General features: G+C 71.2%; 23 protein-coding genes and 1 pseudogene. 11 read left to right on the plus strand and 13 right to left on the minus strand.

Annotated elements, in window-relative coordinates; genetic code table 11:
- The first annotated feature begins 360 nt into the window (after window positions 1–360).
- Window positions 361–1,257, plus strand: coding sequence for a Tn3 family transposase (locus tag ACFQ11_RS08425; protein ID WP_378297417.1), 897 nt, complete (start codon window positions 361–363; stop codon window positions 1,255–1,257).
- A gap of 55 nt (window positions 1,258–1,312) precedes the next feature.
- Here ACFQ11_RS08425 and ACFQ11_RS08430 read toward each other — a convergent pair whose 3' ends face one another.
- Window positions 1,313–2,374, minus strand: a complete 1,062-nt coding sequence (locus ACFQ11_RS08430; protein ID WP_378297419.1) for a WD40 repeat domain-containing protein — start codon at window positions 2,372–2,374, stop codon at window positions 1,313–1,315.
- Between ACFQ11_RS08430 and ACFQ11_RS08435 the strand changes: the two are divergent.
- Window positions 2,365–2,958: pseudogene (locus ACFQ11_RS08435) on the plus strand (GDSL-type esterase/lipase family protein); the annotation flags it as partial. The gene ACFQ11_RS08430 and the pseudogene ACFQ11_RS08435 sit on opposite strands and share 10 nt — an antisense overlap.
- Window positions 2,959–3,156: 198 nt before the next feature.
- Here the strand turns inward: ACFQ11_RS08435 and ACFQ11_RS08440 are convergent.
- The 3 genes from ACFQ11_RS08440 to ACFQ11_RS08450 form a co-directional block, all read right to left on the minus strand.
- Window positions 3,157–3,699, minus strand: coding sequence for a hypothetical protein (locus ACFQ11_RS08440; protein WP_378297440.1), 543 nt, complete (start codon window positions 3,697–3,699; stop codon window positions 3,157–3,159).
- A gap of 206 nt (window positions 3,700–3,905) precedes the next feature.
- Window positions 3,906–4,388, minus strand: a complete 483-nt coding sequence (locus ACFQ11_RS08445; protein ID WP_378297420.1) for a PH domain-containing protein — start codon at window positions 4,386–4,388, stop codon at window positions 3,906–3,908.
- Window positions 4,389–4,653: 265 nt separating this feature from the next.
- On the minus strand, window positions 4,654–5,001 hold the full coding sequence (locus ACFQ11_RS08450; RefSeq protein ID WP_378297421.1) for an ArsR/SmtB family transcription factor: 348 nt from the start codon (window positions 4,999–5,001) through the stop codon (window positions 4,654–4,656).
- A gap of 56 nt (window positions 5,002–5,057) precedes the next feature.
- Between ACFQ11_RS08450 and ACFQ11_RS08455 the strand changes: the two genes are divergently transcribed.
- On the plus strand, window positions 5,058–5,846 hold the full coding sequence (locus ACFQ11_RS08455; protein ID WP_378297422.1) for an SDR family NAD(P)-dependent oxidoreductase: 789 nt from the start codon (window positions 5,058–5,060) through the stop codon (window positions 5,844–5,846).
- A 66-nt stretch (window positions 5,847–5,912) separates the two neighbouring features.
- Here ACFQ11_RS08455 and ACFQ11_RS08460 read toward each other — a convergent pair whose 3' ends face one another.
- The 3 genes from ACFQ11_RS08460 to ACFQ11_RS08470 form a co-directional block, all read right to left on the minus strand.
- The gene (locus tag ACFQ11_RS08460; protein WP_378297423.1) at window positions 5,913–6,464 is read right to left on the minus strand and encodes a carboxymuconolactone decarboxylase family protein; all 552 of its coding nucleotides are present in this window, start codon (window positions 6,462–6,464) and stop codon (window positions 5,913–5,915) included.
- Between the two features lie 5 nt (window positions 6,465–6,469).
- Window positions 6,470–7,099 carry a TetR/AcrR family transcriptional regulator gene (locus tag ACFQ11_RS08465; RefSeq protein WP_378297424.1) on the minus strand — a complete coding sequence of 210 codons (630 nt, stop codon included), beginning with the start codon at window positions 7,097–7,099 and terminating at the stop codon, window positions 6,470–6,472.
- Window positions 7,100–7,204: 105 nt separating this feature from the next.
- Window positions 7,205–8,206 carry a threonine ammonia-lyase gene (locus ACFQ11_RS08470; RefSeq protein WP_378297425.1) on the minus strand — a complete coding sequence of 334 codons (1,002 nt, stop codon included), beginning with the start codon at window positions 8,204–8,206 and terminating at the stop codon, window positions 7,205–7,207.
- Window positions 8,207–8,307: 101 nt separating this feature from the next.
- Between ACFQ11_RS08470 and ACFQ11_RS08475 the strand changes: the two genes are divergently transcribed.
- Window positions 8,308–8,823, plus strand: coding sequence for an Lrp/AsnC family transcriptional regulator (locus ACFQ11_RS08475; protein WP_378297426.1), 516 nt, complete (start codon window positions 8,308–8,310; stop codon window positions 8,821–8,823).
- A gap of 46 nt (window positions 8,824–8,869) precedes the next feature.
- Here the strand turns inward: ACFQ11_RS08475 and ACFQ11_RS08480 are convergent, their stop codons facing one another.
- Window positions 8,870–9,460 (minus strand): CGNR zinc finger domain-containing protein, encoded by a 591-nt coding sequence (locus ACFQ11_RS08480; RefSeq protein WP_378297427.1) that lies wholly within the window; start codon window positions 9,458–9,460, stop codon window positions 8,870–8,872.
- 56 nt (window positions 9,461–9,516) lie between these two features.
- On the opposite strand from ACFQ11_RS08480, the gene ACFQ11_RS08485 reads away from it, so the two are divergent.
- Window positions 9,517–10,728 carry an MFS transporter gene (locus tag ACFQ11_RS08485; RefSeq protein WP_378297428.1) on the plus strand — a complete coding sequence of 404 codons (1,212 nt, stop codon included), beginning with the start codon at window positions 9,517–9,519 and terminating at the stop codon, window positions 10,726–10,728.
- 166 nt (window positions 10,729–10,894) lie between these two features.
- On the opposite strand, the gene ACFQ11_RS08490 is transcribed toward ACFQ11_RS08485, so the two are convergent.
- Window positions 10,895–11,278: a winged helix-turn-helix transcriptional regulator gene (locus ACFQ11_RS08490; RefSeq protein ID WP_378297429.1), complete on the minus strand. Its 384-nt coding sequence runs from the start codon at window positions 11,276–11,278 to the stop codon at window positions 10,895–10,897.
- A 99-nt stretch (window positions 11,279–11,377) separates the two neighbouring features.
- Between ACFQ11_RS08490 and ACFQ11_RS08495 the strand changes: the two genes are divergently transcribed.
- Both ACFQ11_RS08495 and ACFQ11_RS08500 read left to right on the plus strand, forming a co-directional pair.
- Window positions 11,378–11,779, plus strand: a complete 402-nt coding sequence (locus ACFQ11_RS08495) for a RidA family protein (protein ID WP_378297430.1) — start codon at window positions 11,378–11,380, stop codon at window positions 11,777–11,779.
- Window positions 11,780–12,080: 301 nt separating this feature from the next.
- Window positions 12,081–15,089, plus strand: coding sequence for a Tn3 family transposase (locus ACFQ11_RS08500; protein ID WP_378297431.1), 3,009 nt, complete (start codon window positions 12,081–12,083; stop codon window positions 15,087–15,089).
- A 160-nt stretch (window positions 15,090–15,249) separates the two neighbouring features.
- Here ACFQ11_RS08500 and ACFQ11_RS08505 read toward each other — a convergent pair whose 3' ends face one another.
- The gene (locus ACFQ11_RS08505) at window positions 15,250–15,846 is read right to left on the minus strand and encodes a TetR family transcriptional regulator (RefSeq protein ID WP_138641309.1); all 597 of its coding nucleotides are present in this window, start codon (window positions 15,844–15,846) and stop codon (window positions 15,250–15,252) included.
- A gap of 122 nt (window positions 15,847–15,968) precedes the next feature.
- Here ACFQ11_RS08505 and ACFQ11_RS08510 point away from each other — a divergent pair, with 122 nt between their 5' ends.
- The 4 genes from ACFQ11_RS08510 (at window position 15,969) to ACFQ11_RS08525 (ending at window position 19,090) form a co-directional block, all read left to right on the plus strand.
- On the plus strand, window positions 15,969–16,640 hold the full coding sequence (locus tag ACFQ11_RS08510; protein ID WP_138641308.1) for a DUF6230 family protein: 672 nt from the start codon (window positions 15,969–15,971) through the stop codon (window positions 16,638–16,640).
- Window positions 16,631–17,128: a DUF6114 domain-containing protein gene (locus ACFQ11_RS08515; RefSeq protein ID WP_378297432.1), complete on the plus strand. Its 498-nt coding sequence runs from the start codon at window positions 16,631–16,633 to the stop codon at window positions 17,126–17,128. The genes ACFQ11_RS08510 and ACFQ11_RS08515 overlap by 10 nt, the downstream gene beginning before the upstream one ends.
- A 472-nt stretch (window positions 17,129–17,600) precedes the next feature.
- Entirely contained in the window at window positions 17,601–17,843 is a 243-nt protein-coding gene (locus ACFQ11_RS08520; RefSeq protein ID WP_378297433.1) for a hypothetical protein, read from the plus strand.
- Entirely contained in the window at window positions 17,840–19,090 is a 1,251-nt protein-coding gene (locus ACFQ11_RS08525) for a cytochrome P450 (RefSeq protein WP_301175875.1), read from the plus strand. Before ACFQ11_RS08520 ends, ACFQ11_RS08525 begins: the two co-directional genes overlap by 4 nt.
- A 190-nt stretch (window positions 19,091–19,280) precedes the next feature.
- Here the strand turns inward: ACFQ11_RS08525 and ACFQ11_RS08530 are convergent, their stop codons facing one another.
- From ACFQ11_RS08530 to ACFQ11_RS08540, 3 genes are all read right to left on the minus strand, one after another.
- The gene (locus ACFQ11_RS08530) at window positions 19,281–19,889 is read right to left on the minus strand and encodes a recombinase family protein (protein ID WP_378297434.1); all 609 of its coding nucleotides are present in this window, start codon (window positions 19,887–19,889) and stop codon (window positions 19,281–19,283) included.
- A 172-nt stretch (window positions 19,890–20,061) separates the two neighbouring features.
- On the minus strand, window positions 20,062–20,268 hold the full coding sequence (locus tag ACFQ11_RS08535) for a hypothetical protein (protein ID WP_378297435.1): 207 nt from the start codon (window positions 20,266–20,268) through the stop codon (window positions 20,062–20,064).
- A 182-nt stretch (window positions 20,269–20,450) separates the two neighbouring features.
- Window positions 20,451–20,742 (minus strand): hypothetical protein (locus ACFQ11_RS08540; RefSeq protein ID WP_378297436.1); only part of this gene is annotated, 292 nt, incomplete at its 5' end.

The raw sequence follows: 20,742 nt of genomic DNA on the forward strand, positions 1-20,742 counted from the left end.
CCGAGGTGGCGGTGTCGCTGTTCAACCAGGCGGTGGGCTGACTGCGCCGTCAGCGGGTGCTGCTGCCCGGGGTGTCGGTGCCGGCCCGGCAGGTGTCGGAGGCCCGGAAGATTGCGGAGCAGCGGTCGCACGCCACGGTCGCCAAGGCCGCCGCCGTGCGGATCCGCAGTTGCCGGGCGATCTGGTGGCGCTGCTGGAGGTTCCGCCGGGCAGGCGGTACTCGGAGCTGGAGCGGTTGCGGCGGCCGCCGAAGAGCACGACAGGTACCGCGTTCGCCCGCGCGCTGGAGCGGGTGGATGAGATCGGCGCGTTCCAGCTCGGTCGGCTCCGGCTGTCGCAGTTCCCGCCGAATGGCTGGCGGTGCTGGCGCGGTATGCGTTCGGGTCTAAGGCACCGTTACTGGAGCGGACCGCGGAGCCGAAGCGTACGGCGCTGCTCACCGCGTTGATGCGGCACCTGGAGGCGAAGGCGATCGACGAGGCCATGGACCTGTTCCAGGTGCTTATGGCCACGAGGCTGATCAGCACGGCCAGGCGCGCCACCGACAAGGACCGGCTGTCCACGCCGCCGCAGTTGGAGAAGGCGTCACGGACCCCGGCCCGTGCGGCCATGGTGCTGTTTGAGGAGCTGGAGCCGGTCGAGGAGCTCGACGCGGATGTGGACGTGGCCGCACTGTGGGCGGCGGTGGAGGAGGTCGCGCCTCGGGAGGCGGTGATGAGCGCGGCGGCCATGGTCGTATCGCCGGTGCCGCAGGACGAGGGCTCGGCTGAGGTCGCGATGCGGGCCGCGCTGGCGGGCCGCTACAACACGGTCAAGCCGTTCCTGGCGCTGCTGGGCGAGTCGAAGGCGCCGGATGCGGCGACGGGTGGTGCTCGGGTGCTGGCCGGGGTTCGCGGGCTCCCGGCGCCGCCCCGGCGGAAGGTGAGCGTCAAGCCAGGCCTACCGCGACGGGATGGAGGACAGCTCGGCGCGCTCGGCCTCGCGCTGAACGCCGTGGTGCTGTGGACGACGCGGTACATCGACGCCGCCGTCCAGCACCTCCGCCCCGAGGGTCATGAGCTCCGGGACGAGGACATCGCGCGGCTCTCCCCGCTCAAGCACCGCAACCTCGACATCCCGGGGTGTTACAGCTTCACCGCATCCGTCCCGCGCAAGGGGCTGCGGGCCCCTGCGCGAACCGGACGCGTCGGAGTTGGACGACGACGAGACCGGCACGGAGTGAACTCGCCAGGGCGCGGAAATCATCTTGGTGGGTAGCGGCTGAGACCATGACCAGCACGACCTGTCATGACGGGGCTCACCGGGCACGCCGTCAGCTTCCTTCGAGGTCCCACACGAGTACCTGGCCGTCCTCCCCTGCCGTGATGGCCACCGTGCGACCGTCCCAATCAGCGACGCGGACGCCGACAACCTTCCTGCCGTGGTGTTCGTCGGACGGCCCATGGACGAGGCGGCGCTCGGCCAGCGACCACACGCACACCCGACCGTCCTCCGAACCGGTCACGGCGACCGGACGGCCGCCCACGACGCCGACATCCATGCAGGAAACAGAGTTCTCCTTCCCCCCTTCGTCCTCCTCGCCGAACTCTGTGTCAAACTCGATCGAATCCTCATCGATCGGCCCTTCCCACTCCCATGCCCCGGTGTCGGGGTCCCCCAGGATCACCCGCTCCCCGCCAGCCACCACCACCCGGAGGCGGCCGTCCACCGTTGCCAGACCGACGTCCGCCACGGGCAAGGGACATGGGAATTCTCTGATAACGCTCTGGGTGTCGACGCCCCACACCACCACACTGTCGTCGTAGGAGCCGAAGATCACGACCGGGCGGCCGTTCAGCGTGCCGGCTGCGAGCCCGGTGACGGTGTCCCGGTCTCCATAGAGCACGGCTGGTTCGACGTCCGTAGCACCGTTGGTGTCTGTGTAGGCCGCATCCCACATGTATGTACGGTCGCTACAGCTGATGAAGAACGGTCGCCCGTTCAGCCGCACCGTCGCTACTTTCCCCGTACCGCCGTGGTCGAGACGCGCATGCACGCGGACAGCTCCGCTGGCCAGATCCCACTGCGCGAAGGACTCCCGGTACTCGGCCCCACCGACCACGATCCGACCGTCCACGACGGCGGCGCAGACTCTAGTGAACAGCCCGGCGTCCTTATCATTGTCGGTCGGGAGGTGCCCGACCATCGCGCGGAAGTCGTCGGAACGGTACGGCATGTCCAGCCGGTACTGCGTCCAACGGTCCTCGGAAGGCTCCCAGACCCACGCTGGCGGCTCGACGGCGCAGACGACGAGGAGACGACCGTCGATGGTGACAAGGTCGAGGTCCCAGAGGCGCCCGGCCGGGAGTTGGCTGGAGAGAATAGGTGCAGTCACGCGCCCGGAGTGTAGGGACCAGGTCTGACAGGCCGCCAAATGAGGCAGCCTGGCCGCGGCGTCGCGCGTTCACCAAATGGCGGCAGCCTCGATTAAGTGATCCGGGAAGGTACACCCCTTCCCGGCAGATCCACAGGTTTCAAGCATTGCTCCAGCCCACGCCTCGTCGCCCCTGGAGTCCAACCCTGCCCTCCGGGAAACAAGTAACCCGATGGCAGCTTTCCTGGCTTCATGACCGCGGACTTCTTCGGCTGACGCGGCACGGCTATCCCGACCTGCTCGCCCGCCGTCTCCGCCCGACCGGGGCCGCCGTGCTCAACCTCGGCATCGCCGGCAACCGGTTGCTCGGCGACGTCTTCGGCGAACGCGGCACCACACGGTTCGACCGCGACGTGCTCGCCGCCCCCGGGGTGACCCACGTCGTCGTCCAACTCGGCCTCAACGACATCGGCCTGCCCGGCATGCTGGGCCAGCCCCCGCTCCGGGCCGCCGACTTCATCGCCGGGCTGTCCGCGCTCGCCGCCCGCGCCCGCCGGCACGGGATCAGGCCCGTCGTCGCGACCGTCACCCCGTTCGGCGGGCCGCCGGAGCAGGCCCCGGGTTCGACACACCCGAAGCCCAGAGCACACGCCGGCAGCTCAACCAGTGGATCCGCACCAACGACGCCTACGACGCGGTCGCCGACCTCGACAAGGCACTCCGCGATCCCACCGCACCCGCCGCCCTGCACCCCGACTATGACAGCGGCGACCACATCCACCCCAACGACGCCGGAGCAGAGGTCATCGCCGACGCACTCCCGGCCTGATCACCGGCCCGGCCGGCGCCGTCTTCCAACGGTCCTCCTCGGTTCGCCGGTACGGGGCCGGCAGGGTGCTCAGGTCTCTGCGGCGTTCCTCGGCCAGCAGCCGCGTCCGGGTCATCGCCCAGATGATCCGGGTGCCGTTGCGAATGGAGTCGACGGCGGCGGCGAGCGCCTCGAAATCGGCGTCCGCCGCCATGTGCCCACGCACCACCGCCGACCGCAGGTAGTCGGCCAGCTCGGCGCGGACGGCCGCGTCGTGCTCGGCCAGGAGCGCGCGGAACTCCTCGTCGGCCAGTTCAAGATGGAGGAACGCCAGACCGTTGGCGAACTCCTGCGGCTCGGTGCCGGGGCCGACGCTCTGCACCACCGCGCCGATCAGCCCTTCCAGCGGATCGGCGGCGGCCTCGAAGGAGGCCCGCATCGGCCGGATGAACGCCTCCTCCGACAGCCCCCACCGCACGAAGCCGGGCAGCAGGTCCCGCTTGCTGCCGTACCGGCCGACGAGCACACTGGTCGACACGCCGACCTCCCGCGCCACGGGAGAGCAGCATCACATGTCGGCCCCGAGGCCATGGCTCAGACACCAGGGGGCAAGTAACCCGCTGGTAGCTCTCCGGGCTTGGTGGCCGAAGTGCGCAGAGTCGGCCAATCCCGCCCGCGCACCGGCGGCCTCTCGGTGCCCTCCCAGGCCACCATGACCGGAATGATCTCGGCCGGGCCTCCGGCTCAACCCCGATATCCGTGCCAGTACTGGATGATCCGATCGGCCTGGGCGGAGAAGCGGGCGTACTGCTGCTCCGTGCACCGGGTCTCGATGTAGGGGGCGGCCAGCCAGACCGTGCGGCCGCTCGTGGTACCGACGCGGACCCGGTGGGCACCGTTACCGCGGCTGGTCTTCTCCTCCACGGCGACGAACTCGACGTCCGGCCACGGCAGGAAGCGCCGGCCCACAGGGCGCCCTGTGAGAATGCCCGACTCGTCCACGACTGTCTTCCCGAAAGCCACATTGAGGAGGAACGGCGACAAGGCCAGCAGGGCGATGCCCAGGATCTCGACGAACGTTACGTGCCCGAGCGACACCCGGACCAGACCGTACGCGCCCAGCACCACGCAGACGGCGGCGAACACCAGGGTGCGCGTCCGGTCCGGGGCCGGGAACTCCAGCCGTGCCTCGGACGGGACGCCCGCGTTCTCGGGGTGGGAATCCATGACTCTTCTCTTCTCGGTACACCGCCCCGCTGACGGCTCCCTTGCCGCTGCTCGCCGGTCTTCGCCGTGCGGTGGATCGTGTTGCTTGATCATCTCGGTGAGCGGCCTCACGTGCGGCACGCCCGCCCGGTCGGCGGGGTCGACCGCGGCGCGCGGCGACGGCGCCGGGTCGGACCGCGACCAGTACGGCGGCGCCTCCCGCACCTGCCGGAGCCGGTCCCCGATCAGCTTTCCGGCGCAGGGTCCGCGCCGTCAGTCGGGGGTCTCAGTCGGGGGTGTCGGTCAGCTGGACGTGGGCGCCGACGTCGTCGCCGTGGGCGGCGTCCAGGACCGAGTCCAGGAGGCCGGGGAAGCGGGCGTCGAGGTCGTGGCGGCGTAGTTCGACGAAGCAGCGGGTGCCTTCCTGGCGGGTGCGGGTGAGGCCGGCGTCGCGCAGGACTCGCAGGTGGTGGCTGAGGGTCGATTTGGCCACCGGGGCGCGCAGCTGGCCCCATCCGCGCTCGTGGCCGTCGGCCAGCACGCGCACCAGGCCGACCCGGATGGGGTCGCTGAGCGCCCCCAGTACCGCGACCAGGGTCATCTCGCCCGGTTCGGGGTGGTGTGCCTGCTTCATGGCGACAATGCTACTTTGTTCGATGTTTCACGAACATCGAACGATCGAGGTGGACAGTGACCGTTCAGCTTCACGGCGACGCCGAGGGGACGTCCGAGGGGACGTTCGAGGGCAGGGTCGTGGTCGTCACCGGTGCGGGCTCGGGGATCGGCCGCGCCGCCGCCGGAGCGTTCGCGGCCGCCGGGGCCCGGGTGCTGGGGGTCGGCCGCCGCAAGGACATGCTGGAGGAGACGGCCGCCGGGCACCCCCGGATCCAGGTGCATCCGGCGGACCTGCGCGCGCCCGAGGCGGCGCAGCAGGTGATCGGCGCCGCGGTCGCGCGGTGGGGCAGGGTGGACGTGCTGGTCAACAACGCCGGCGCGACCAAGGTGATGCCGCTGGGGCAGGCCACGGCCGGCGGCATCGGCGAGGTGTTCGACCTCAACGTCACCGCGCCCAGCCTGCTGGCCCGCGCCGCGCTGCCGCACCTGCGCGAGAGTGCGGGCTCGATCGTCAACGTCTCCAGCACCTACGGCCACCGCCCGCTGCCGGGCGCGGCGCATTACGCCGCCTCCAAGGCGGCGCTGGAGCAGCTGACCCGCAGTTGGGCGGTGGAGCTGGCCGCGGACCGGGTCCGCGTGAACGCGCTGGCCCCCGGCCCCACCGAGAGCCAGGCGCTGGCCGCCGCGGGACTGGACGAACCCGCCATCGCCCGGATCAAGGCCGAGGAGGCCGCCCGCATCCCGCTGGGGCGCCGCGGCGAGCCCGCCGAGGTCGCGGTGTGGATCCTGCGGCTGGCCGACCCGGCCTCGACCTGGCTCACCGGCCAGGTCCTCACCATCGACGGCGGGCTGGAGCTCTCCTGACCGCGCCGCCGGCCCCTTCGCCCGTCCCGCTCGGTTCTCGCCGGTCGCGACGGGCGAGGGCGAGGGTCAGGCGCGGCTCCACTCCTGATCGGCCCAGGCGGGGTCCAGCGGGGTGTGGGCGATGTGGTTGGTGTAGTTGGACAGCGTCTTCATCCCCACGCCCAGGACGACGTCCATGACATGGCGGCGGGAGTACCCGGCGTCCAGGAACGCCTGCACCTCGGCGTCGGGGACCCAGCCCCGGCCCGCCACCATCTGCCGGGTGAGGCGGCGCGCCGCCTCCAGCGCGGGGTCCTGCAGCGGCTCGCCGGCCCGCAGCGCCTCCACCACCTCGGGCGACACCTTCGACCGCAGCGCCATGGTGGAGTGGGCGGCCACGCAGTACTCGCAGTCGTTCTCCACGCTGGCGGTGATCCACACCACGTGCTTGGCCCGCACCGGCAGTGAGGACTTGCCGAACAGCTCGGCCAGCGCGTTGTACCCGGCCAGCAACTCGGGCGACTCGGCCATCACGGCGTTGAGGGTGGTCACGAACCCCATCCGCTTCTTGGCCGCCTCCAGGTAGGGGCGGGCCGCTTCGGGGGCGGTGGTCTCGTCATGGACGGTGAACTCGGCCATCGGTCTCACTTCTCCTTCACAAGGGGGTCCGGCGCGCACAGGGATTCCAGTGCCGCCGTCACGGTCGCTCTCAGATCGGCCGCGGGCGCTCCGGCGCGCGACCGCAGGTTCACCCCGTAGGCCAGCAGCGCCAGCACGTCCGCGGTGGCCTCCGGCTCCACGCCGGGTCGCAACTGCTCGCGGGACCGCGCGGTCCGGAGCGCCGAGGCCATGGCCGCCCGCAGCCGCGCGTGGTGCTCGGCCAGCACCTGGCGCACCCGCGCGTCCTCGCCGACGGCGTCGGCGTGCGGAGCGGTCCCGGCGTGGGCGTTGGAGACCATGCAGCCCCAGCGGGCGTGCGGGCCTTCGCAGCGCGCCTGGACCAGCCGGTCGAAGAAGGCGGCGATCGCCGGTGTCCCGCGGTCGTCGGCGGCCAGGGCGTCCAGCACCGGCCGGGACCGCCGCTCGACGTAGCGGCGCAACGCCGCGAGGTACAGCTCCCGCTTGCCGCCGAAGGTGGCGTACAGGCTGGAACGGCTGAGCCCCGTCGCGGCCACCACGTCACCGATCCCGGTCGAGGCCGCGCCGCGCCGCCAGAACAGCTCCACGACCTGGTCCAGCACCTGTTCGGGATCGAAGTGCTTGACGTCGGGCACGGCCCCTCCTCCTATCTTGGAACGACCGTTCCAAGATAGGGATCGGAACACCCCGCCGCAACCCTCGTTCGCGGCCCACGGTCCTCGGGCGTGACCGCTGCTTGCTCAGAAGGCGGCGCGTCCGGCAGGACCCGGCTCCTGCGGGGGGCGCGTGAGCCGGCCCGCCAGTTCCCGGAGCTGTTCGGGACGCGGGTTGGCGCCGGTCAGCACCGCCGCCACCCGGGCGCCGGCGACCGCGCCCTCGGCGATCGCCGCCAGGCCCGCCGCCCCCGCCGGTTCGAGGACGATCCCGAGCGTGCGCGCCGCCAGCTCCATCGCGGCGGCGATGGCCTCGTCGGTCACCAGGACGACCTCGTCCACCAGGGCGCGGGCCCGCCGCACCGACGCCTCCAGCGGGCCGCGCACCGCGATCCCGTCGGCGAAGGTGGCGGCACGGTCCAGGCGGACCGCGCGGCCGGCGCGCAGGCTCTCCAGCATCGAGGGGGCGCCCTCGGCGTTGACCCCCACGATCCGGGTGCCGGGTGCGTGCTGTCTCGTCCAGCGCGCCACACCGTTGATCAGCGCGCCGTCGCCGACCGGGAGCACGACGGCGTCGAAGCCCGCCTCACCCGCGCCGCGGGTCAGTTCGACTCCGATCGTCCCCGCGCCCTCGGCGATCGCCGCCTGCAGGCCGTCCCGCAGGTAGAGGCGATCGGGATGGCGTCCGGCGTGGGCGGCCGCGGCCTCCCGTGCCGACGAACCGTCCGGCCCGGCCGCGACGACCCGGGCGCCGAAGGCCTCCATCCGCTCCCGCTTGGCGGGGTTGACCGTCTCGGGCACGAACACCTCGACCGGCATCCCGCGGGCCCGTCCCGCGTAGGCGACGGCCTGCCCGAAGTTGCCCGAGCTGGCGCACACCACCGGCGTGCCGGGGGCGAGCGTGCTGAGCATCAGATCGGCGCCCCGGCCCTTGAAGCTGCGCACCGGGTTGGCCGTCTCCAGCTTCACGGTCACCGTGCGGCCGCCGAGCGCCCGGCACAGCTGCTCGTCGAGGTACTGCGGGGTGTTGAGGAACACCGGATCGATCACTCGCATGGCCTGCTCGATCCGCGCCACGTCCAGGTCCATGCCTGTCGCCTTCCGTCAGGGGCTCGCCGACCCGGCCGACGCTATTCGAACACCCGATCGAAGCGATTGAGAAATATCGCGCCACGACGCAATAATCTTGCGTGCCCGAAACGCCGCCGCCGCGCCTGGACACGATCGACGTCCTGCTCCTGGACCTGCTCCAGCACGACGCCGGACGCACTCTGCACGAGCTCGGGGAACAGGTCGGGCTGTCACCGAGCGCCGTCCAGCGGCGGATCGCCCGCTACCGCGAGGACGGCCTCATCACCGGGCAGGTCGCCGTCCTCGACCCGCACCGCCTGGGCCCCACGATCCTGGCCACCGTCCTGGTGACCCTCGACCAGGAATCCTTCGAGCACCACCGCGCCTTCGCCGAACGGATGCGGGCGGACCCGCAGGTGCAGCAGTGCTACCGGGTCGCGGGGCCGTGGGACTACGTGGTCGTCCTGGCCGCGCGGAGCATGCGCGACTGCGGCCGCCTCGGCGACCGCCTGTTCAAGGCCGACGACAACATCAGGCGCTACGAGACCCTGGTCGCCTTCGACACCATCAAGGCCGGCCTGGCCCTCCCGCTCCCCGCACCGCAGCCCTCCCAGCCACGGGACGGCCGACCATGAGCGGGGACCACCAAGGGCCAGGACGGTGCCAGCGCCCGCCGAGTCGCTACCGGCCGTTCCGATCCTCCTCACGGGTCTGCGCGGCGGCGCGGGCGCGGCGGTGGGCCGCGACACGTTCGCGGGTTGCGCATCGCCGGGAGCAGTAGCGGCGTTCGGGTCCGCTGCCCTGGTCGATGAAGACGTTCTGGCAGGCGGGCGATGAGCAGATCCGGCCGGGCGGCCGCTGCCGGTCCCAGACCAGGACGGTCAGGGCCATGCAGGACGAGGCGAGGAGCCACTGGCCCCAGGGGGCGTCGTCGTCGTGATCGAGATGCGGATGCCAGGGCGTGCCGCCGTCGTGCGAGGTCAGGCGGAGCGGCCCGGTGTGCTCCCGCAGGAGGCGGTTGAGGGCGGTGGCGGCGTCGTCGACGTGCTCGGCGGCGAAGACGTCGCGTAGCAGGGCGGCGGCCGCGCGCATCTCGGTGACGTCGGCGGCGGTGAGCCCGCCCGGCACGGACTCGCCGTAGGCGGCGAGGACGCCGGCGACCGCCGCCGGGTCAGGGCGGTCGCCGGCGAGGACGTTGATCAGGGCGGCGGCCCGCCGGGCCATGGTCAGCACGGAGTGGCGGGTGGACCAGTCGCCGGTGTCGGGTCGCACGGACCGAATGTAACGCATATTGATGTCTTTTGAGTTACCTCCGTATCGTTGCGCCGATGAAACGGCGCTCCTCGTTGTGCTCGTACCTCGCCGGAGCAGCGGCCGCCCGTCTCGGAGACGACATGTCCGGGCCGGCGCTGATGCTGGCGGGATTCGCCTTGACCGGGTCGGCCGCGGAGGCGTCGTCGCTCCTCGCGGGCATCACGGTCTCCGCCGCGGTCGGGGGGCCGGTACTCGGAGCACTTCTGGACCGGACGGGACGGCCGGGCCGCATGCTGAGCGGAGCGATCGCCCTGTACGCGGCGGGCCTGGCCCTGATCCTGCTGGGGCTCGGCCACGTGCCGTTCACCGTCACCATCGTGATCGCCGTGGTGACCGGGCTGCTGGGACCGGCGCTGTCGGGCGGGTGGACCGCCCAGCTCCCCCGGGTGGTGACCGGCGACCGCCTGGCCAGGGCGAACGCGCTCGACGCGATGACCTTCGGCGCGGCGAGCCTGGCCGGCCCGGCTCTCACCGGCGGCGCCGCGGCGGCGCTGGGAGCGCCGGCGGCCGTGGTGGTCGCCGCCGCGCTCATCGCCTTGGCGCTGCCCGCCGCGTGGACGCTCCCCGCCCGCCCCGCCCGAGCCCCGGACGCCCGGCGGGCCTCACTGGGCAGAGACCTCGCCGCAGGAATACGGGTCATCGCCGGGAAGCGCCTTCTGGCGCGGGCGACCCTCGTCTCGGTGGTGTGCTGCGCCGCGGAGGGCATGCTGACCGCCTGCCTCCCTCTGCTCGGTGAGCGTGTCCTGGGCGGACCGAACCAGGGAGTGATGCTCCTGTCCTGCGCGGCGATCTCCGCCCTGGCGGCCAACGCCCTGCTGGCGCGGTTCCCGCGCGCCCTGGCCCCCGACACCGTCGTCTGGGTCAGCGCGCTGGTCCAGGCCGCCGCGCTGGCCTTGGCCGCTGTGGGACGGCCGGCCGTGCTGATCGTGGCCGTCGTCGTCGCCGGGATCGGCCAGGGCCCCCAGCTGGCCGCCCTGTTCGCGGTCCGTCACCGGGAGGCCCCGGACAGCCTGCGCGGTCAGATCTTCACCACCGGCGCCAGCTTGAAGATCACCGGATTCGCCGTGGGAGCGGCGATCGCCGGGCCGGTCGCGGCCTGGTCCCTCCCCGGCGCCCTGATACTCGCGTCGGTCCTTGCGGCCGTGGCGGTCCCCGCAGCCTTCACCATTCCCCTCGGCGACGTCGACGCCTGGAGGGAGAGACCAGCGGACCGTGTCCGGCACTGAGAACGACCTCGCGGGCCGGCGCGCCCGCTTCCACGGCCCCTCCGGCGGGCTCAGCGCAACGCACGGGGTCGGCAGCCCTCTGACCTGGGCGTTGCCCCTTCCGGTTCGTCTTGGCCGCCCCCGTCAGGGAAACGCGCAACGCGCGAGGGCGTCGCCGCGTGCCCCGTCAGGCGCCGAAGCGGCCGCGTGCGCTCTCGATGTGGCCGAGGTGCTGGTGGGTCCAGCCGCAGATGGCGTCGACCACGGTTCGCAGGGCCTGGCCCGGCTCGGTGAGGGTGTACTCGACCCGCGGCGGCACGGTGGGGTGCACCTTCCGGTCGACCAGGCCGTTGCGCTCCAGCATGCGCAGGTTCTGGGTGAGCATCTTGTGGCTGACGCCCTCGACCTCGTTCCGCAGCTCGCCGAAGCGCAGGGTGCGCTCGCCGAGCGCCTCGATGATCAGGAGTGCCCACTTGTTGGCGATGTCCGAGAAGATCTCGCGCGCCAGGGAGTCCGCGCGCCGCAGGTCGGCGTCCTCGGGCAGGCCGTTGAGCAGTTGCTTGGTCACCATTGGGTTCCCCAGTCACCGAAAAGTGCATTCTTCCATGTCAGCGCTCAGTCTCCTACGGTTTCCAAGTAACTACAAGAGAGTGACCCGAGGGGAAGCACCGTGACCACCATTGACGTCTTCAGCTACGACGTGCCGGCCGAGAGCGACTTCGGCTACGCACAGGCGGTCAAGTCCGGCGAGCTGGTCCACGTCTCCGGACAGCTCTCGTTCGATGAGGCGGGCGAGTTCCTCTACGCGGGCGACTTCGCCGCCCAGCTCGAGCAGACCTACGCCAACATGGACAAGGTCCTGGACCACTACGGCGCCACCCGGAACCAGATCGTCTCGCAGACCCTGTACATGGTGGGCCTGCGGCAGAACGCCGAGGCGGTGGCGGAGGGCAACCTGGGGTACTTCGGCGACCACCGCCCGGCCAGCACGGTCGTGGGCGTCACCGAACTGACCATGCCCGGCCAGGTCATCGAGATCAGCTTCGTCATCGACACGAGACTGCCCGCCTGAGATCCCCTCCCCGCACGTCCCGGGACTTGTCGGCAAGACGGACTTCTCCCGCTCCGCTCGGCGGCCGGCGGGCGAGAGCGGACGGCCCCGGGCCAGTGGCTCAGGGCGCTGCGGCGGACGCGCGGGAAGCGGCGGCGGGCGGGGGCGTCCTCGGCGAGGCCGACCCGGCGGTGGAGGCGGGCGAGCGGGGGCGGCGCCCACCAGTTGGGGTGTCGGTAAGAAACGCGTCATGAGCCCCAAACGGCGTTGATCTTGTTGTGATTTGGCTGGTCGATGCTGGGCGGCTATGGCGCACCCCCCGATGCACATCGACGAGCTTGTCGAGCACTGGACGGTTCTGGACGAGGAGCGTGAGCTGATCGCCGGGAAGCGTGGCGCCACGCGCCTCGGATTCGCGGTCTTGCTGAAGTTCTATACGCAGCACGGGCGCTTCCCGCGAGGACGTTCGGAGTTGGCCGACGAGGCTGTCGAGCATGTGGCTAAGCAGGTCCAGGTGCCCGCCTCGGAGTTCGGCTTCTACGAGTGGTCTGGTTCCACGATCGAGTATCACCGTGGTCAGATCCGTACCCACCTGGACTTTCGCGTCTGCACGACCGTGGACGCGGAGAAGGTCACGGTGTGGCTGGCCGAGAATGTCGCCCACGCCGAGCGCCGGCCCGAGCGGGTTCGTGAGGAGCTGCTCAAGTATCTGCGTGAGGAGCGGATCGAACCGCCGACCTCGGGGCGGATCTCTCGGATCGTGGCCTCGGCCTTGCACAACGCGGAGGTCACCTGGTCGGTGCGGATCGCTTCTCGGCTGAGTGCGGAGACCACCGGGCGCATCTGCGCCCTGGCCGGCATCGACGATGGCGTCGACGACGAGGACAGCGAGGATGAGGCGGCCGAGGCGACGGCGGAGGAGGACGACGGCGTTTCTGGGCTGCTGACGCTGATCAAGTCGGCTCCGGGCAACGTGAGCCTGGAGTCGATGATGACCGAGATCCGCAAGCTGGAGGCGGTGCGTTCGATCGGGTTGCCGCTGGGGTTGTTCGCCGATGTGGCGCCCAAGGTGCTGGCGGCCTGGCGGGCTCGGGCGGCGGTGGAGGCTCCCTCTCACATGCGCACGCACCCGCGTGAGCTGACGGTGCTGTTGTTGGCGGCGCTGGTCTGCGAGCGGGAGCGGGAGGTCACCGACACGTTGGTGGAGTTGCTGATCGCGACCGTGCATCGGATCAAGGCGCGGGCCGACAGCAAGGTGACCAAGGAGCTGATCAACGCTTTCAAACGGGTGACCGGGAAGGAGAACATCCTGTTCAGGGTCGCCGACGCCGCGCTCGGTCGTCCCGACGATCCGGTCCGCGCGGTCATCTTCCCGGCCGTGACCGGCGGCGAGCAGACGCTGAAGGACCTGGTGCACGAGTTCAAGACCAAGGGCCCGGCGTACCGCACCACGGTGCAGACCACGCTGCGCGCCTCCTACACCAACCACTACCGGCGCGGGTTGATCGCGTTGCTGGACACCTTGGAGTTCAAGAGCAACAACACCGCCTACCAGCCGGTGATCGAGGCGCTGGAGTTGGTCCGCCGCTACGCCAAGGCGGGCAACACCACCTACTACCCGCGCGGCGAGCGGGTGCCTGAGCATCGCGGCACCGCCGGCGCCTGGGAGGACCTGGTGTTCAAGAGCGACAAGCGCGGCCGTCGGCGGGTGGTGCGGATGGTGTACGAGATCGTCACCTTCCAGGCACTGCGCGAGGCACTGCGCTGCAAAGAGATCTGGGTGGTCGGCGCGGACTCCTTCCGCGACCCGGAGGAGGACCTGCCCGCCGACTTCGCCGCCCGCCGCGCCGCCAACTACGCCGAGCTGCGCAAGCCGCTGGACCCCAAGGAGTTCATCGCCGAACTGAAGGCCGAGATGCGCGCCGAGTTGGAGGCCTTGGACACCGCGCTGCCCAAGCTGGACTGGGTGGAGATCTCCGGCCGCAAGTCCGGCGCGATCAAGCTGACGAAGATCGGCCCGGCGGAGGAGCCGCGGAACTTACGCAAGATCAAGAACGAGGTGAGCCGCCGCTGGGGCGCGGTCCCGCTGATCGACATGCTCAAGGAGGCGGTGCTGCGCACCGGCTGCCTGAACGCCGTCACCTCGGTGGCGGGCAACTCCACCCTGGGGCCCGAGGTCCTGGCCGAGCGCCTGATGCTGGCGATCTTCGGGTACGGCACCAACACCGGGATCCGGGCGGTCGCCGCCGGCGGCCACGCCCACAGCGAGGACGACATCCGCTACGTGCGGCGCCGCTACCTGACCCCGCAGGTCGCCGCCGACATCGCGATCGCCATCGCGAACGCGACCTTCACCGCCCGCGACACCGCGCTGTGGGGCGAGGCGACCACCACCGTCGCCTCCGACTCCACGCACGTGCGCGCCTACGACCAGAACATCTTCACCGAGTGGCACTCCCGCTACGGGGGCCGCGGCATCCTCATCTACTGGCACATCGAGCGCGGGTCGATGGTCGTGCACTCCCAGACCCTGCGCGCTTCGGCCTCGGAGGTCCACGCGATGATCGAGGGCGCGGTCCGGCACGGCACCGCCATGAAGGTCGAGGGCAACTACGTCGACTCGCACGGCCAGACCGAGATCGGGTTCGGCGTGACCCGGCTGCTGGGCTTCGACCTGCTGCCGCGCATCAAGCAGATCAACAAGGTCAAGCTCTACCGCGTCGAGAGCGGCGAAAGCGACCTGTACCCGCGGCTGGCACCGGCGATGACCCGGCCGGTCCGCTGGGAGGTGATCGAGCAGAACTACGACCAGATGATCAAGTACGCGACTGCGATCAAACAGGGCACCGCCTCCACCGAGGCGATCCTGCGCCGGTTCACCGAGGCCGCCTCCCACCCGGTCTACCAGGCCATGCTGGAGGTCGGCCGCGCGCAGAAGACCATCTTCATCGCCCGCTACCTGCGCCTGCGCGAACTCCAGCGGGAGATCCAGGAAGGTCTCAACGTGGTGGAGTCCTCCAACGGCGCCAACTCGGTCATCCTCTACGGCAAGGGCGGCGACATCGCCACCAACCGGCGCGAGGAACTGGAGATGACCGTCCTGTGCCTGCGCATCCTGCAGGCCGCGCTCGTCTACATCAACACCCTGATGCTGCAAGACGTCCTCGCCGACCCCCAATGGTCCAAACTGCTCAAGCCCGCCGACCGGCGCGGGCTGACTCCGCTGTTCTGGCAGCACGTCCAGCCCTACGGCGAGGTACGGCTGGACGTGGCCAAGCGCCTGCCGCTCGGCGGCCGGGCGCAGACCGCGCAAGCAGGCGCCGCCCAGTAGCGCCGAGACCACCCGCGGGGGCGGAATCGAGTGATTGCGCCCCTTGGCCGATCCAATCAGAATCCCGTGCTCGACCTGGCGGAACGGGCCACCGATCTCGTCGGCGACCTGAACGCCGCCGGAGATGACGCCGTCCGCTCCCTCGTCGGGGATCGGGGTTTTAGGGGAGGCCGAGGCCTCGGGTGGCCAGGCGGGTGAGCCGGGTGACGGTGGTGCCGGTGTCGTCCAGGGGTTGCAGGAGGTGGCTGACGGTGAGGCGGACCAGTGCGTCGGCGGTCGCGGCGATGTCTTCGTCGTCCAGGCCGGGGGCGCGGGCGGTGATGTGCTGGCTGAGGACCTGGCCGGCCAGTGCGATGAGGGGCTGGGAGTCGGTGGTGACCAGGGGCAGCAGGGTGTCGCCGCCGCGGTCGCCGGACAGGATCGTGCGTAGCAGCGGGTTGGTGGCGCCCTGGTCGAGGGTGTAGCGGACGGCGGCCTCGATCGCGGAAGCGACGTCGTCGTGCGCGGCGACGTGTGCGGCGACGCCGTCGATGAAGCGTTCGGCTTCGCGGATGAGCAGGGCTTGGCCGATCTGGTCCTTGGAGGAGAACTCTTTGTAGAGGGTTTGGCGGCTGACGCCGACGGCCGCGGCGACCGCGGTCATGGTGACCGCCGACCAGCCCTGGTCGGTCATCAGGGCGAACGCGGCGTCCAGGGCGTCGCTGCGGAGTTGGTGGCGCACGCGGGTCTGGAAGTCGGCCGGGACGTGAGTGTTCACGCCGCCGACAGTAACAAGCCGGGTGTCCAGTGGCCGGACACCCCTCGACCCCCGCCGAGGACATTCCAACCAATGATGTGCGTGGCATTGACAAGTCGCGACTGATTGTCAAAGGTGGCGGGGTGAGATTCATCGACCGGCTGTGGCGGCGCCGCCACGCTCCGCTGGACACCCCGCCCAGTCTCCCCACCGTTGCGGGGCGGACCCGGTGGAGGAGGTTCGCCGCGGTCCTGGTTCCGGTCCTGGGTGTGGTCGCGGTGATGGTCGTCGGGGTGCTGCGCGGCGCGCTACCGGTCTCGGCCGGGTTGAAGGGCAAGACCAACATCAAACTGACCATCCAGCGGCTGTCCACCAACGCCGGCGGGTCCTTCCCCCGGTTCTTCCAGACCCGCGACGGCGACCGGCGCACCGTGGTCGCCCTGGCGCTGCGCGACACCTGGGCCGAGGGCATCTGCGCCTCCGGCAAGGTCTCCAGCCCGCTGGGCTCGCGGGTGCTGCGCATCACCACTCAACCCGGGCAGCGGCTCCAGCTCGATGAACTCCAGTTGGCCCTGGAGTCCATCGATGACGTCGAGGTCGTCGGGGGCGGGATCGCCCTGGGCCGCGGCGGCACCACTCCCGTCAAGGGCCTGGGCGACATCCCCGTCCAGACCGGCCCGCCCGGCACCCTGCCCATCACCGGCACCGACCTCAAACTGCGCATCCACGGCCAGGTCCGCTGGGTCACCGCCAGCGGACTCAAACTCGCCGGGATCGACATGACCATGGGAGGCGACGTCAAAGAATGCTTCTGAACGCCGCGACCCCGCTCACCGGCCGCCTGCGCAACCACTGGCGGCGCTGGCGGTCCTGGCGCCGCAGCCGGCCCTTCTGGGGCGGCCTGCTCACCACCACCGGCGGCGCGGCCATCCTGCTGCTGCCCGCCGACCTGTACACCGTGCTGTCGCTGCCCGGCACCGCGGGCCTGGCCGGGTTCCTGCTCGGCGGCATCATCACCCTCACCGGCCTGCTGCTGTGGTACCAGCCCCGCCACCACACCCTGCTCAGCGTCATCGTCCTCCTGGCCGCCCTGGCCTCCTTCCTCTACACCAACTTCGGCGGCTTCCTGATCGGCATGCTCCTCGCCCTCACCGGCGGCTCCCTCGCCTTCGCCTGGACCCCCGCCACCGAAGACGCCACCGGAGACGCCACCGAAGACGCCACTCGGCCTTCCACCGGAGACACCGAGCCGCCCTCCGGTGAACTTTCCACCCCGCAGCCGCACCACCCCCGCACCCCATAGGCCCCTGGTCCCGGCGGAGGCGCCCGCCGGGACCAGGTTCACACCACACAGCCCGCCAGGCCCCCGCAGACCGAACCCGGGGGCAGACCGAACCCGGGGGCGAACACGCCCGTGACGCGGTTCTGACCGGTACCCCTTGTGGCCGGAGGGGGTGCCCGGCATCCAGCCGCGCGCCTGCACGGCTTGCCGGGGTGCTCACACCGATGACCGCAACAACCCCGGTGTCCGCAAACCCCGGGCAATGGACTGGTTGACAGTCAGAACAATCGTGTTCTCTTCATTGACATAGAGGGCTTGAGTGTCAAATGGTGGGGGTATGGATGGGATACAGAGTCTGGTCTGGCGCGAACCGCTTCCCCCATCGGATCCACCCCACGCACCCCGATCACTGGCATGGAGGGCGGTCGGCGGCGAGGTCTGGGCGCTGGCCGTGCTGCCCGGCGGCCCGGCCGACCAACCGCAGCCCAGCGCGGTGATGAGCGTGTGCGCGGTGACGCTGACGCACCTGGGGTCGCTGATCGAAGCGCCGCTGCGGCTGCGGGGCATCTGGCTGACCTGGACGCAGTGTCCGGCCGCGGGCCTGCCCTACCTGCTGGTGGCGCGGCTGGCCTCCGTGGAGGCCGGACAGAGCTGGGCACGGCTCACCGCGACCAGCCCAGCGGAAGACTGCGTCTGGGAGGCCATCGGCCAATTCGACGACGGGACCCCCTCATGACATCCCCGAACGGCACGGCCCTGGGCACGGCGACCAGCGATCCGGCCGCCGAGCAGCTGTTCTTCGAGATCTTCCTGACCCCCCGCGACGACCCCTACCCGGCCTACCGGCGGCTGCGCGAGACCGCGCCGGTACTGCTCACCGGTGACGGCACCCTGGTCCTGACCCGGTTCGCCGAGTGCGACGCGGCGCTGCGGCACCGCTCGTTCGGCAAGGGCAACGAACTGGCGGGCTTCGGACTCCCCGGCGGCGCCGGCGAACAACAGCGCCAGGCCCAAGGGCGGCTCGGGCACAGCATGCTGTTCGCCAACCCGCCCGAGCACACCCGGCTGCGCCGCTCGGTCGGCTCGGTGTTCACCACCCGGCACATCCAGGACCTGCGGGCCTCCATCGAAGACCGCACCCGCAAACACCTCGGCCAACTCGCCCGCCGGTCCGGCGGCGACTTCGTCGACACCCTCGCCCTGCCGCTGCCGGTCAACGTGATCGCCGACCTGCTCGGCGTCCCCGAAGCCGACCGGATGGTGTTCACCCCGAAAGTCCGCCAGATGGTCGCGCTCCTGGAACCCGCCGCCGACCCCGAGGCCATCACCGCCGCCGCGGCGGCCGAAGCCGACCTCGTCGCCTACTTCACCGATCTCCTCGCCGCCAAACGAGCCGACCCGCACGAGGACCTGCTGTCGCGGATGGCCACCGCACCCGAGCAGGCACGCCTGTCGCAACAGGAGATGATCTCCACGTCGCTGCTGCTGTTCGGCGCCGGGTTCGAGACCACCACCAACCTGCTCAGCAACACCCTGCACGCCCTCCTGGACCACCCCGACCAGCAAGCCGCCCTGCGCGCCGACCCCGCCCTCATCCCCACAGCGGTCGAGGAGTTCCTGCGCTACGACTCACCCGTCCAGGTCGACGCCCGCACCGTCCTGCACGACACCGACTTCGCCGGCACCCACCTCAAAGCCGGGCAGGTCATCGTGATGCTCCTCGGAGCGGCCAACCACGACCCCGACCTCGTCGAACAACCCGACACCCTCGACGTCACCCGCCCCGAACCCGCCCACCTGTCCTTCGCCTCCGGCATCCACTTCTGCCTCGGCGCACACCTGGCCCGCCTGGAAACCCAGATCGTCCTGGAACACCTCCTCAGCCCCGCATACGCCGCCATCACCCGGCCGACGCAACCCCAACGACGCCCCGGCATCGCCCTGCGCGGCCTGGCCCACCTCCCCCTCACCCTCCACCCGTGACCCGGGCCGCGCCCTCCGCAACCCCGCGCAACGGCGCGGCCAGCCCCTGCGCTGCCCGCCCAAAATCCAGCAACCTGCTCACCATCCGCGCCAAGGCCGGCCACCCACGACCGGCCCGGCCCGCCGTCTCCGGCATCAGCGGCCGGCATCAACAGTGAGGGCGGAGCGGAGTGCGGGTGTGAACCGTGTTCTACCCGGGGGTTCCCTGCCCGTGGATGACGCGGTGGATGGTGGAGCGGCCGACGCTGTACTCGGTCGCCAGGTCGGCCAGTGACACCTCGCCCTCGGCGTAGCGGCGGCGGATCGACCGCCGCGCGGACTCGGGCAGTTTGGGCTGCTTGCCTTTGAGCTTGCCGTTCTTTTTGGCCAGCGCCATGCCCTCGCGGGTGCGCAGGTGGCCCAGGTTCGCCTCGAACTCGGCGACCATCGCCAGGGTCTGCAGGAACAGCCGGCCGAACGGGTCCCTCCAGTCGTAGACCGACCCGCCCAGCCCGAACAGCACGCCGCGGTCGGACAGGTCGGTGAGGATCTGGTTGGCCTCGGCCATGTTGCGGGCGAACCGGTCGAACTTGGTCACGGTGAACACGCTGGCCGGCCACACCGCGGCGAGGGCCTGGTCCAGACCTCCGCGGTTGCGGCGGGTCGTCCCGGAGAAGCCCCGATCGATGTAGATCCGATCGGCCGGGACACCGAGCGCGAGCAGCTGCTCGGTCTGGACGACGACGTCCTGCTCGTCGGTGGAACAGCGGGCGTACCCGACCCGGACCGTGCCGGGAGCCGTAGCGTTCGCGGCGTTCACGCGCTCAAGTGTTCCGGATAGGGCCCCGTCACCGGGACAGTTCGCGGAACACTCTTACGGAACACCTCGACCTGGGGCACCGCCCCGGCTGGCCGGTGTTCCGGTGAGGGATCCCCCAACGGAACACCCGCGCCCCCGCCCCCCGCCCCTTCGCACCCCTCCGAGACACCGACTACAGCCAGCTACTTTGGCTCTGAGGGCACGTTCGGGAGAACACCGCCAATCCGCCCGCACCCGCGGCAAAACCATCGGCGGCGCCACCGTCACCGACGAGGCCACGCTGTCGCACGCCCTGCACCTGCGCGAGCAGAACCTCAACCTGCGCGACATCGCCGCCCGGCTCCTCATCGCCAAAGGCAGAAGCATCGACCAGCCCCAAATCACAACAAGATCAACCCGGTTTGGGGCGCGTGACGCGATTCTTATCGGCACCCCCAGTTGCGCGGGCCGGCGCCCAGCCGCTTGCCGGGCGCCGGGACGTCTCGCGTGCGCGGCCGGATCGCTCGCGGTCCATGCCGAGGACGGGCCGCCTCTGGCCGTGGCTTCAGGAGTCCTGGTCTCTCACCGCAGGGTGTGCGCGACGGCGAGGACGGCCCGGGCCAGTTCGACGGCGGCCTCGACGCCGTGGCGGTCATCGACGCCGGACAGGCGCAGGCTTCCGTCCTCGGCCAGGACCGCGCCGGCGCCTTCGCCGAGCGGCACGCCGGGGGTGCCGCCGACGTCGGTGACCGCCGGCAGGGCGAGGGCGGTGCGCAGCGTCGCGGCGGCCTCGGTCGCGCGGTCGGCTCGGGCGACGGCGGTGTCGGCGCGGTCGGCGGCCCGGTCGACTGCCTGCTCGGCGCGTTCGGCGCGC

Source organism: Actinomadura sediminis (assembly GCF_042675525.1).
Lineage (GTDB): Bacteria > Actinomycetota > Actinomycetes > Streptosporangiales > Streptosporangiaceae > Spirillospora > Spirillospora sediminis.